The sequence below is a fragment of the Phyllobacterium sp. 22552 genome, from assembly GCF_052044585.1.
GTDB lineage: Bacteria > Pseudomonadota > Alphaproteobacteria > Rhizobiales > Rhizobiaceae > Phyllobacterium > Phyllobacterium ifriqiyense.
Map to the genome: position 1 here is coordinate 723,641 of NZ_JBQENG010000001.1, position 11,636 is coordinate 735,276.

12 protein-coding genes are annotated in these 11,636 nt (G+C 50.7%); 9 read left to right on the plus strand and 3 right to left on the minus strand.

The window, feature by feature from the left end:
• The first annotated feature begins 102 nt into the window (after positions 1-102).
• From ACTJI9_RS03580 to modC, 4 genes are all read left to right on the plus strand, one after another.
• Entirely contained in the window at positions 103-465 is a 363-nt protein-coding gene (locus ACTJI9_RS03580; RefSeq protein WP_115052801.1) for a DUF6481 family protein, read from the plus strand.
• A 144-nt stretch (positions 466-609) separates the two neighbouring features.
• Complete coding sequence (modA, locus tag ACTJI9_RS03585; protein ID WP_440806027.1) at positions 610-1,404, plus strand: molybdate ABC transporter substrate-binding protein; 795 nt, start codon at positions 610-612, stop codon at positions 1,402-1,404.
• A gap of 48 nt (positions 1,405-1,452) precedes the next feature.
• Complete coding sequence (modB, locus tag ACTJI9_RS03590; protein WP_115052803.1) at positions 1,453-2,154, plus strand: molybdate ABC transporter permease subunit; 702 nt, start codon at positions 1,453-1,455, stop codon at positions 2,152-2,154.
• Positions 2,151-3,233, plus strand: coding sequence for a molybdenum ABC transporter ATP-binding protein (gene modC / locus ACTJI9_RS03595; RefSeq protein WP_115052804.1), 1,083 nt, complete (start codon positions 2,151-2,153; stop codon positions 3,231-3,233). The genes modB and modC overlap by 4 nt, the downstream gene beginning before the upstream one ends.
• 18 nt (positions 3,234-3,251) lie before the next feature.
• On the opposite strand, the gene ACTJI9_RS03600 is transcribed toward modC, so the two are convergent.
• From ACTJI9_RS03600 to ACTJI9_RS03610, 3 genes are all read right to left on the minus strand, one after another.
• The gene (locus ACTJI9_RS03600) at positions 3,252-4,148 is read right to left on the minus strand and encodes a dihydrodipicolinate synthase family protein (protein WP_440806030.1); all 897 of its coding nucleotides are present in this window, start codon (positions 4,146-4,148) and stop codon (positions 3,252-3,254) included.
• A 9-nt stretch (positions 4,149-4,157) separates the two neighbouring features.
• On the minus strand, positions 4,158-4,541 hold the full coding sequence (locus ACTJI9_RS03605) for a YciI family protein (protein ID WP_115052806.1): 384 nt from the start codon (positions 4,539-4,541) through the stop codon (positions 4,158-4,160).
• A gap of 734 nt (positions 4,542-5,275) precedes the next feature.
• Positions 5,276-5,605, minus strand: a complete 330-nt coding sequence (locus tag ACTJI9_RS03610; RefSeq protein WP_336439929.1) for a hypothetical protein — start codon at positions 5,603-5,605, stop codon at positions 5,276-5,278.
• A 203-nt stretch (positions 5,606-5,808) separates the two neighbouring features.
• Here ACTJI9_RS03610 and ACTJI9_RS03615 point away from each other — a divergent pair, with 203 nt between their 5' ends.
• Genes ACTJI9_RS03615 through ACTJI9_RS03635 form a run of 5 tightly spaced genes read left to right on the plus strand, consistent with a single transcriptional unit; the run spans position 5,809 to position 11,551 of the window.
• A complete protein-coding gene (locus ACTJI9_RS03615) occupies positions 5,809-6,513 on the plus strand; it encodes a CerR family C-terminal domain-containing protein (protein ID WP_440806034.1) in 705 nt (234 codons plus the stop codon).
• A complete protein-coding gene (gene hlyD / locus ACTJI9_RS03620) occupies positions 6,510-7,523 on the plus strand; it encodes a secretion protein HlyD (RefSeq protein WP_440806037.1) in 1,014 nt (337 codons plus the stop codon). Before ACTJI9_RS03615 ends, hlyD begins: the two co-directional genes overlap by 4 nt.
• Positions 7,520-9,280, plus strand: a complete 1,761-nt coding sequence (locus tag ACTJI9_RS03625) for an ATP-binding cassette domain-containing protein (protein WP_440806039.1) — start codon at positions 7,520-7,522, stop codon at positions 9,278-9,280. Before hlyD ends, ACTJI9_RS03625 begins: the two co-directional genes overlap by 4 nt.
• Positions 9,277-10,437 carry an ABC transporter permease gene (locus ACTJI9_RS03630; protein WP_440806042.1) on the plus strand — a complete coding sequence of 387 codons (1,161 nt, stop codon included), beginning with the start codon at positions 9,277-9,279 and terminating at the stop codon, positions 10,435-10,437. Before ACTJI9_RS03625 ends, ACTJI9_RS03630 begins: the two co-directional genes overlap by 4 nt.
• A gap of 1 nt (position 10,438) precedes the next feature.
• Entirely contained in the window at positions 10,439-11,551 is a 1,113-nt protein-coding gene (locus ACTJI9_RS03635) for an ABC transporter permease (RefSeq protein WP_440806044.1), read from the plus strand.
• Positions 11,552-11,636: the final 85 nt, after the last annotated feature.

Genomic DNA, 11,636 nt, shown 5'->3' on the forward strand with positions numbered 1-11,636 from the left:
TTCCGTGGTAGGATTAAAGGAAAGGCTGGGCATGTGTCCGGCCTTTTTCCATCTACTGGCAATTGAAAAGCCGATTGCTTGCAACGACAGGACTACTTTCTATTGAAAAATCTTAAAGAATTGAACGAACGCCGCGCCGCGGCGATAGAAGCAAAAAAGCTTCTGCTGAAGAAATTTGAGTCAGCACCAAAGGCCGATGACCCTGAGGTGGTTGCCAAGCGGGCTGAACGTGAAGCTATCGTTGCTGCCCGTGAAGCAAGAAAAGCTGATCGTGATCGTTTGGCCAAGCTTGAAGAAGAGCGCAAGCTCGCGGAGACTCAAGCTCTTGCGGATGCTGCAGCGGCGGAAGCCGAAGCACTTGCTGCCGAAGCAAAGAATCGCATCGCCAGAGTTGTTCTGGATGAAGCCGAACGTAAGGCGGAACGTGACCGCCGTTATGCCGCTCGCAAAGCCAAACAGCGCTAACTGTCAGCCTTTCTGTCCCGTTTATTGTGCCCCACAGCTTTAAAACCGTGGGGTACTTTTGGTTATGTTTCTTCGAACATAACGCTGGCTATCTGTTGATCACCGATATATTCATAAGAATATTACGGTGGAGCAGAGAGTTTGATGAGTGTTCAATGGCGTGACTGGTTGAAATATTTTACAGCCATATTGGCAGCTATTTCATTGGCAATATCTTTTCAGATCAATCAAGCCCAAGCAGTTGAGAAGGTTACGGTTTTTGCAGCCGCAAGTCTTAAGAATGCACTTGATGAGGTCACGTCAGCATGGAAGGCTGAAACTGGCAAGGAAGTGACAACTTCTTATGCTGCGAGTTCAGCATTGGCCAAACAAATCGAATCCGGTGCTCCGGCAGATATTTTCATCTCCGCAGATTTGGATTGGATGGATTATCTTACTGCAAAGAAGCTTATTAATGAAGCCACACGCAAGAGCCTTCTTGGCAATAGTATCGTTCTCGTAACATCAAAAGACAATGTTGAGCGGGTAGACATCAAGAAGGGTTTGGATCTGGCAGGGCTTCTCGGTGACGGCCGTTTGGCGATGGGCGCGATTGATTCGGTACCGGCAGGCAAATATGGCAAGGCTGCCCTGGAAACGTTAGGCATATGGTCGTCAGTGGAAAGTAAGATCGCTGGTGCAGAGAATGTTCGTGCTGCGTTGCTTCTCGTTTCTCGTGGCGAAGCACCATACGGGATCGTCTACAAAACTGATGCTGTAACTGACAAAGAAGTGGCGATTGCCGGTACCTTTCCGGACGATAGCCATAGGCCAATCGTCTACCCGATTGCGATGCTGGCTGACAGTAAGAATACTGATGCTGTGTCACTGCTTGACTATATAAAATCAGATAAAGCTGTGCCGCTGTTCGAAAAACATGGTTTTACCACACTCAAATAGGCGCGTACTTCCGGCAAGGGACCGCCACAAACACAGCGAGCTTTCGATTTGAATTGGTTCTCGTTAAGCGCAGAAGAATGGACGGCTGTTCATCTCAGTGTGCGTATTGCATCTGTTGCTACGATTGCCAGTCTACCTTTCGGCATAGCGGTCGGCGTGTTGTTGGCCAGAGGGCGTTTTTGGGGAAAGTCACTTTTGAATGGCTTGGTACATCTGCCATTGATTTTACCACCTGTTGTCACCGGCTTTCTCCTGCTGATCCTTTTTGGGAGGCGCGGACCACTCGGGGCATTTCTTGCCGAGAATCTCGGGATTGTTCTGTCATTTCGATGGACTGGTGCCGCCTTGGCCTGCGCTGTGATGGGTTTCCCCTTATTGGTTCGTAGCATCCGCCTTTCGGTTGAAGCAGTAGACAGGGGATTGGAGGATGCTGCCTCAACATTGGGCGCTAGCCCGGGCTGGGTTTTTATGACCGTAACTTTGCCTCTGATCTCGCCGGGCATTATTGCTGGTATGATACTTTCATTTGCAAAAGCAATGGGAGAGTTTGGAGCAACGATCACCTTTGTTTCCAATATTCCAGGTGAAACGCAAACTTTGTCAGCGGCGATCTATACCTTCACGCAGGTGCCTGGCGGGGATGCTGGCGCATTCAAACTGACTATTATCTCCGTGATCATTTCGATGGCCGCTTTAATGGCTTCAGAATTCATGACCTATCTCTTCGCTCGCAAAGTCACATCACCATGAAGTTGGTTTTCGAGGCGCGACGGAAGCTCGGTGCATTTCAGTTGGATGCGGCATTTACGTCCGAAGGCGGCGTAACTGCGCTGTTTGGTCCTTCAGGATCGGGTAAAACCTCCATCATTCGCATGTTAACCGGGCTGGCTCACCCTGATGAGGGGCGTGTGATTTTTGATGGCGATGTTATTGTCGATACCACCCGAGGCATATCTATTCCGAAGCACAAACGCCGTTTTGGTGTTGTTTTCCAAGACAACCGGTTGTTCCCCCATTTGTCGGTTCGTCAAAATCTTAACTACGGTCGATGGTTCGTTTCAAAGCCTAAGAACGATGATAGTTTCGCCTCCATCGTTGATTTGCTGGGACTAGATTTCTTGCTCGACCGGCGGCCGATAAATCTTTCAGGCGGCGAAAAACAGCGGGTGGCAATTGGCCGTGCGTTACTTTCTTCGCCTCGTCTGCTCTTGATGGATGAGCCGCTTGCTGCATTGGACGAGACGCGGAAATTGGAAATATTGCCATATCTCGAAGCGCTGCGCGATCAGATGAACATTCCGATCATCTACGTTAGCCATTCAGTGACGGAGGTAGCGCGATTGGCCGATAAAGTTGTTGTACTGGACAATGGCAGCGTTACGATGGCTGGGCCGGTGGCTGATGTGCTAAATCAACCGTCCGTTTCCTCGATGCAAAACCGGAAAGACAGAGGAACGCTGATCGAAGGGAAAGTCATCCAGTACGATATAAAGCACAGACTGATGACAATCGAGTTCAATTCCCATCATTTCTTTGTTCCCGGGCCTGAGATTTCGATCGGCAAGACCGTCCGCATGTATATTCTTGCAAAGGATGTCATGCTTTCCACCGTTTATCCGGAAGGCGTGAGCGCTCTTAACATCCTGCGAGGAGAGGTTGCGATAATCCTTTCCAATTCAGATGGCACAGTGGATGTGCATATTGAATGCGAGGGAACGGCTCTGGTTTCGCGAATTACCTCGCTTTCGAGCGACCGGCTAAAGCTCACGGACGGAATGACGGTTTATGCCATTATTAAAACGGTCGCCTTGGAATCACGAGGACCATAAGAGATTCAGGGTCTGTGCCTAAAAGGATAGTCCTTCCAGAGCTTGCGCGATGCGGTTGTACTCAGACTTTTCGATCGGCAATATGGGGCGTGGCGGATTGGAATGTGTTAGTCCCATTATGTTGGCGATAGCATACATTACGCGAATGCTGGAAAGCTCCTTAAATAAATCCCACAATGGTTGCAAAAGTTGGTCTAACCGTTGAACTTCATCATCTTTTCCGGCCTGAGCGGCACGTGTTAGTGCAAGACATGGAACAGGCAACAGACCTCCAGCCACACTGTACCAAGCATGTCCGCCAGCCATCAAGGCATTCGCCGCATTCCAATCGCCACTAAACCCAATGGCAAACCCCGAGGGAAGTGCATTGCTGAGCGGCTGGATTATGGAAGGCATTTCAGAAGCTGGTGCTGCCGGATTTTTAAGCGCAACTATGTTGTCAATTTTTGACAGCCGCTCAATGAGTGGAACGCCAAACGTAAAATGTGTTGTGGTCGGATTGTTGTAAATGCAAAGGGGAAGGCGGGTAGCACCAGCCACTGCAGTATAATGCTGGAAGACTTCTTCATCGTTCAGCGGCGTATATGAAACTGGTGCAAGAAGCAGTCCTGAAGCGCCGGCCTGCTCGGCATGCTTTGCAAATTGCTCTGCTTCGTCGGTACGCATAGCACCAACTCCGACGACAATTGGCACAGTCGAGTTGCCAGCTTTCACAGCGATCTCGACTGCGCGTTGCCGTTCCGCCGGGTCAAGATACATATATGTGCCAGTGCTTCCCAGAAGGCCGATAGAATCCACGCGGGCATCTGCAAGGTTACTGATGATCTTTGAAAGATCCCCCTCATCTACGCGGCCGTACGGATCACAAGGAGTAATGGGAAAGGCCGATAATCCATGGAAGATCGAAGAGTTCATGCTGCTATCCTAGCTTTCCGCGCTGGCGCTTAACGGTGCTCCGGGAAGATAAAGCAATATCTCCCGGATTTCGTAAACGGCTGTCGGATTGGCGCGGCGCAACTCGCGTGCGGTTTCTACGGCAGCAGTAAGTGACGGGCAATCAACAACATATAGACCAAGCAATTGCTCTTTGGTTTCGGCAAAAGGACCATCGATTACTATTTCGGCGTCCTTACCGCGCAGCGTTACTGCACGGCCTGTGGGACCAAGACGTGCGGCTGGCCCGAGAGTTTTTTCACGAACGAGACGTTCATTAATCTCCAAGAGCTCGGTCATAAGGGCCGTGTCTTCCTCTTTGGTCCAGGAAGAGACGACTTCCTCTTCGTGATAGGCCAGAATTGCATAAAACATGGATTATGATCCTCTTTAACTCATGGCCGGGGATTCTATTCAAATCAGTTGGCTCTGCAACTGACAGGCGTTGGCCTCTTGCGCTTCCACGACAATGCATGCCTTATTATAGGTCAGAGCAAAAGCTCAATTTTCCTTGAGCAAAAGAAGAAAATGTTCTCCATGACAGTTATCCCGGTCGGGAAAACCGCATAATGGCAATAGAATGGCTTCCCCGTGCCAGTGCTTGGTCATGAGCTGCCACCATCAAATTATGGGCTTACCGCCAGTGACGGCAATCGTTGCTCCAGAAACATAACTCGACAGCGGATCGCTTTCCGGTCAATTTTCCCGAGCCATTGTACGAATTTTCACCGTGGTCCGGAATAGGATTCATCTCTTTGCTTAACCCGGGCATTGATTGTTTGGGTGTAAAGCATCGACCCACGCCGCGCCAGGACTTCTCGCCATGCATTGCTGTCGACTGATACAATAGAAGGTGTGGCATTGCGTCGGTCTGAAATTGCACCGGCAGAATGTTTTCCCTTCTGCGCCTTGCACCGCCACTCTGACTTCGTCCATTTGTTTAATTCCCACGATTCGAAACCTGCGTGGTGTAGCCATTGTCTTCGCGCCTCGGACGCTAGGCCATGGTCTCTCTTCCAAGATAGAAAACCCGTTAACTCGCCATTGTTCCAGATGCCATGCCTATGCATTCGCAACTGTGGTTACGCCCAGAGTCAGTTCATGATTGGCTATTTCGACGGGGCGAACGTAATTAGTCCCACGGCAATGATTGCCAACATTATTCCGGCAAGTTGAGTTGTTGGCAGTTTCTCGCCGAAATAAACTATTGCAATTGCGTTGATGGCCACCAGTTGCAGCAATGCAGAAAGGGTGAAGGCCGAGGCCATTCCAAACTCACGCACCAGCCGAAGCATAATCAGATTGCCGATAGTATATAAAATCAGCGTTATAGCTAGCTTCGGGAATGTGGGCGATATTGCCCAGTGTTTGGCTCCGACAGCCGCAAGTAGAAAAACCAGTGTCGACGCCGCAAGCTGCAGCATGCCTGAGATTGTCATAACATCTCCGTTGAAGAAGAGCGGGCGCTCGAAATAACACCGCTTGATCGGGTTCAACAATAGCATTTGTATTTTTGGCCGCACCATCCGCGCGATAGATCGCCGCCATCGTAAAAGTTCCGGCTTAACCTAGTCAGTTATCGCAACTGTCATGCACCATAAAAATTCATTCGTTTGACTTATTATTTCCTGCGATGTAGATTATGGATATGGAAAATATAGCCAAGCAGACGAAACGGCAGTCCGCTCGCGGAGAAATTGCCCGCGAAAAGCTCATCGTCGTCGCGCTCGACCTGTTCGGCCGATATGGCTTCGAGGGCACGAGTACGCGGATGTTGCGGGATGCAGCAGGTGTGAATCTACAGGCCATCCTATATTATTTCGGGAGCAAAGAAGGGCTCTATATAGCCACTGCGGAATATCTTGGCGGAGAGATCAATTCCCACGTTTCAGGCTTGCGAACCAAGGTGAGAGGACGACTGCAAGAATTGGCGGCAGCCGGGCAAAGTCTGTCACGCGAAGAAGCAAGAGCTTTCCTGACAGAGATACTCCAAAAGATGGCAACTCTGTTTGTAAGCAAGGAATCCGAGCCGTGGGCACGGTTTTTGATACGAGAACAGATGGAGCCGACAGAGGCATTCAACAGAGTATATACCGCAGTCATGAAGCCTATGCTTGAGGCAGGCATCCAACTCATTAGCGTCTTGCTTGACGAAGATCCTTTATCCGAACATGTCCGCTTACGAATGATTTCTCTTTTCGGCAGTGTTCTAGTGTACCGCACAGCCCACGCCTCTGCGATGCTGCAGCTCGAGTGGAGCAGTATTGGTGCAAGCGAAGTTAAAACTATACAGAATTTAGCGGAGGAACTTGTTGCTGCCATACAGCCCGTCAAGGTGCGATCATGAAGCGGCTGATCATTATATTGATCTTGGTTGTTGTGGTTGCCGCAGGCTTGGCGTGGTGGTTTGAGCTTCCACGCAAAATGGGCTGGGTTGAATCGGAAGCGACGCAACTCACGCTTTACGGCAATGTAGATATCCGTCAGGTGCCACTTGGTTTCAGGGTCAATGGCCGCATGGAAAGACTGATGTTTGACGAGGGTGATACCGTTGCAGCTGGCGCAGTTATCGCGAGCCTGGATACAGCGCCCTATCAACAGTCTGTTGATGCCGCAAAGGCAGAAGTGTCTGCGCTGCGTGCGACACTTGAAAAGGCAATAGCAGGGCCACGCCAAACTGAGATAGTGCAAGCAGAAGCCGCGCTGAATGAGCGGCTTGCCGATCTTGAAAACGTAACTCTCTCCTATGAGCGTGCCCTCCGCCTCCGCCCGAATGGAACCATTTCCCAGTCCGGTTTGGATGAGGCAATTGCAGCAAAATCGATAGCGAATGCACGGACTGCTTCGGCGCGGGCAGCTTTGGCGCTTCTTAAAGAAGGAACACGTAAAGAGGACATTGAAGCAGCGAAAGCCAATCTTGCAGCTGCAGAAGCGAAACTTTCCAGCGCCGTGACTTCGCTGGATGATGCTCAAATGCATGCGCCTAATGATGGGATAATTCTTTCCCGCGTTCGTGAGGCAGGTTCCATCGTCGCGCCAGGTGATCCTGTGGTCGTATTGTCGCTACTGAAACCCATCTGGGTTCGCAGTTATATTTCTGAGGTTGATCTAGGCCGCATACATCCTGGCATGGTCGTCGATGTGTACTCGGATACGAAACCCGGTAAACCCGCTAAAGGGAAGATCGGCTTTATATCGCCAGTGGCTGAATTCACGCCCAAATCAGTGGAGACGCCGGACCTGCGCACAGATCTCGTTTATCGGTTACGCATCATTGTTGATGAGGCAACCCAAGATTTGCGACAGGGAATGCCTGTCACCCTTCGAGTGCCGATGGAACCAGGCCGTGAGCTATGACCGACCGGATACCATCCACCGATGATGATGCCCGATCCGAATTTGTTCGTCTCGCAGATGTCAGCAAGAGCTTTGGTCAAGCTGCGCAAGCATTGAAAGATGTGTCCGGCATCATAAGCGGAGGCAGGATTACAGGACTGGTTGGTCCAGACGGTGCTGGTAAAACTACGCTGATACGTCTGATTACCGGACTTATGCAGCCGGACGGAGGCTCGATCAATGTTCTGGGATTCGACACCAAACTGCATGCACCAAGCATTCAGGCTCTAATCGGTTATATGCCTCAACGTTTCGGACTTTATGAAGACCTCACGGTTCAGGAAAATCTCAATCTCTATGCTGATTTGCGTAGTCTCCCGCTGGGCGAGCGTCCGGCAGCATTTGATGAGCTTTTGACGTTCACTGATCTAAAGCGATTTACCGGGCGGCTCGCTGGTCAGCTTTCGGGCGGAATGAAACAGAAGCTTGGGCTTGCCTGCGCTCTCTTGAAAAAACCCAGACTCTTGCTCTTGGATGAACCAGGTGTTGGCGTCGATCCGATTTCCCGCCGCGACCTGTGGAAGATGGTAAAAGACCTGACCAAGGACGGCATAGGGGTCCTCTGGTCAACTGCTTATCTTGATGAGGCTGAAGCCTGCGATAAGGTGTTGCTTCTCAATAAGGGCGAACTGCTATTTTCCGGACCGCCCGCGGATTTGACAAATCGGGTTAAAGATCGGGTTTTCAAGTTCACTGGCATATCCGGCAGTCGCCGTCAGGCACTCTCGAAAATCCTGGAACAGCAAGGCGTGGTTGATGGCGTCATTCAAGGCGACGCAGTGCGCATTGTTACCAGCGCGGAAGCGAAACGAAGTGAGTTGACGAAAATCGCGGGAAACACAGCCAAGATACGTGCCACAGAGCCGCGTTTCGAAGACGCTTTTGTTGATATGCTTGGAGGTAGCCCCGGGGGGCGTTCCAAGCTTGCTGAAGCGGCCACACGGCTCGATGATCAGAATGGAAAGCCCGTCATAGAGGCCCATGGATTGACGAAGAATTTTGGTGATTTCACCGCAGCGAAGGACATTACATTTGACATTCCACGAGGTCAGATTTTCGGGCTTCTTGGGCCTAATGGTGCGGGAAAATCCACCACGTTCAAGATGCTGTGCGGGCTTCTAAAACCTACGCAGGGTGAGGGCAGGGTAGCCGGGTTTGATTTGCGGCGGGATGGTGCCGAGGCGCGCAATCGTCTAGGGTATATGGCGCAGAAATTTTCGCTTTATGGTGACTTGAGCGTCGGACAGAATCTGGATTTCTTCGCCGGCGTCTATGGTTTGAGCGGGTCACGTAAACGCGAGCGCATAAGCTTGATGAATGAGATATTTTCATTTGCCGCTCGCGATAACCTGCCGGCAAAGGATTTGCCTCTTGGCCTAAAACAACGCCTTGCACTCGCCTGTGCCGTTATGCACGAACCAGAAGCGCTTTTTCTAGATGAGCCGACATCCGGCGTAGACCCCATAACACGACGTGAGTTTTGGACACACATTAACGGCCTTGTCGAGAAAGGCGTGACGGTGCTTGTCACCACACATTTCATGGATGAAGCCGAGTATTGTGATCGTATTTCTCTTATCTATCGTGGTCGTTCGATTGCTCTGGGTTCGCCCGATGAACTCAAGGCGGGGGTCGCGACTAAGGCGCAGCCGGATCCCACCATGGAGGATGCGTTTATCGCCTTGGTGGAGGCCTCCGAGCGGGAGGCAGCGGCATGACCTCCGTATCGCTAAGTAAAACGACGGAACCAGCACGCGTCCGGCGATTCTTTGCGCTTGTCCGCAAAGAGACCTTCCAGCTTTTGAGGGATCCAAGTAGTATTCTCATCGCCTTTGTTTTACCCGTCGTTCTATTATTTCTGTTTGGATATGGCGTTTCGCTCGACACGGGCCAAACCCGTATCGGCCTTGTTATTGAAGAGCAGACGCCACTGGCAGGCGATCTTGCTGCCAGCTTCCGGGGATCGCGCTATTTCGATGTTGAAACAGGTCGGGATCGAAGGGAGTTTGATGCAAAACTGGTAAGCGGCGAAATTCGAGGAATCGTCATTATTCCTGCCGGCTTTACCTCCGACTTCGCGGCAGGAATGAACCCGCAGATTCAAGTGATTGTTGATGGATCTGATACCAATACCGCCGGTTTCGTTCAGAATTATGCGCAAGGCGTCATTGCAGGGTGGGTGGCTATCCGGTCGGCAGATATGGGAGTTCAAAAAGATGGCAGCGCCTCAGCGATCAGCGTAGAGCAGCGCTTCTGGTTTAATCCGGAACTGACGAGCCGCTTTTTCCTTGTTCCAGGATCAATCGCCATCGTCATGACGCTCGTCGGAACCCTGCTGACGTCATTGGTCATCGCCCGGGAATGGGAACGCGGAACCATGGAAGCAATTATGGCAACGCCGGTGACATCTGCGGAACTGCTGATGGGAAAAATCCTGCCCTATTTCGTGCTTGGAATATTGTCGATGAGCCTTTGCGTTATAATCGCGGTATTCCTGTTCGGCGTGCCCTTCCGAGGATCAATCTTTGCATTGTATCTGCTCTCAGCGGCATTTCTTGTGCCAGCTCTTGGTCAGGGATTGCTTATATCAGCCGCAACAAAAAACCAATTCCTGGCATCGCAGCTTGCTTTGATCTCGGCCTTTCTTCCGGCATTTCTCCTTTCGGGTTTCCTGTTTGAAATTAATTCTATGCCGGTGGTCATACAATGGATCACTTTCGTCGTACCCGCCCGTTACCTGATACCAAGCTTGCAGACACTTTTTCTGGCCGGGGACATATGGCCGATGTTTTTGAAGGCAATGGCTATCATGCTGTTTATCGGCAGCGTCTTCTTTGTTCTGGCCGCCCGTAGTACACGAAAACGGATCGATTAATATGTGGTGGACGCGGCTGAAAGCATTGATCATCAAGGAACTTCTCGCGGTGCTCCGCGATCCAAAGAGTCGGATGATCTTGATTGTGCCGCCTATCGTCCAGCTCTTGGTGTTCTCCTATGCGGCTACCCTTGAAGTCCGGAATGTAGACGTCATGATTCTAAACCGCGACAGTGGTCATTGGAGTGAAGAGTTGATAACGCGGATTGGAGGCTCGCCAACCTTCCGCACTGTATCGCATACGCAGGATCAATCGCGTATTCACGATGCAATCAGCAATCAGACAGTTGTAGCCGCATTGGAGATCGGTCCAAGCTTCTCCCGCGACATTGAAGCGGGTTTGCCGGCAACAATTCAGATCATTTTAGACGGGCGTAAATCCAACGCTTCACAGATAGTAGCGGGCTATCTAAGCCAGATTGCCGGAAGACTTTCCCTTGAAACCCCATCGGGGATGAAAACGCAGAGCGCGATGATAAACGTAATGCCGCGCAATTGGTTTAATCCCAATTTGGATTTCCAATGGTTCATGGTGCCAAACTTGATTGCAAGTATTGCAATGCTGATTGGTCTAATTGTTACTGCCCTATCAATAGCCAGAGAACGGGAGCTCGGCACATTCGATCAACTGATTGTTTCCCCATTGCGGACGCATGAGATTGTCATCGGCAAGTTGATACCTCCAATGTTAATCGGCGTTTTTCACATGACAGTCTATTTGTTGGCCGCGATATTTTTGTTCCAGATTCCGTTTCGGGGATCGCTGATTTATCTCTACGGCAGTGGCATTATTTATCTTGCAGCGATCGTCGGGATCGGATTGTTCATCTCAGCTTTGTCGAAAACACAGCAACAAGCTATTCTCGGAGCATTCCTTTTTATCGTCCCGGCTATTCTTCTTTCAGGCTTTGCAACGCCGATCGAAAATATGCCCCAGTGGCTGCAGCCGATTACCATCATAAATCCACTTCGATATTTTCTGGTGATAATCAAAGGGCTTTTTCTGAAGGATATCGGGTCTCTGGAAGTACTGCACCAGACAATCCCACTCGCATTGATAGCTGGCGTGACTTTGTCAGCGGCGGCGTGGCTATTCAGGCGCCGCCTGGAGTAGTTAAGAGGATGATGTGCTGAACTCTTTGAAGACTTTTAGCACATCACAGCCTCACAATAGCAGACGATCAGCTTGTTTTCCGCTT

Coding starts and splice junctions, on each gene's coding strand:
- ACTJI9_RS03630 (WP_440806042.1), top strand. CDS start 9,277: ATGACCTCCGTATCGCTAAGTAAAACGACGGAACCAGCACGCGTCCGG.
- ACTJI9_RS03625 (WP_440806039.1), top strand. CDS start 7,520: ATGACCGACCGGATACCATCCACCGATGATGATGCCCGATCCGAATTT.
- ACTJI9_RS03600 (WP_440806030.1), bottom strand. CDS start 4,148: ATGAACTCTTCGATCTTCCATGGATTATCGGCCTTTCCCATTACTCCT.
- modA (WP_440806027.1), top strand. CDS start 610: ATGAGTGTTCAATGGCGTGACTGGTTGAAATATTTTACAGCCATATTG.
- ACTJI9_RS03615 (WP_440806034.1), top strand. CDS start 5,809: ATGGATATGGAAAATATAGCCAAGCAGACGAAACGGCAGTCCGCTCGC.
- ACTJI9_RS03635 (WP_440806044.1), top strand. CDS start 10,439: ATGTGGTGGACGCGGCTGAAAGCATTGATCATCAAGGAACTTCTCGCG.
- modC (WP_115052804.1), top strand. CDS start 2,151: ATGAAGTTGGTTTTCGAGGCGCGACGGAAGCTCGGTGCATTTCAGTTG.
- ACTJI9_RS03605 (WP_115052806.1), bottom strand. CDS start 4,541: ATGTTTTATGCAATTCTGGCCTATCACGAAGAGGAAGTCGTCTCTTCC.
- ACTJI9_RS03610 (WP_336439929.1), bottom strand. CDS start 5,605: ATGACAATCTCAGGCATGCTGCAGCTTGCGGCGTCGACACTGGTTTTT.
- hlyD (WP_440806037.1), top strand. CDS start 6,510: ATGAAGCGGCTGATCATTATATTGATCTTGGTTGTTGTGGTTGCCGCA.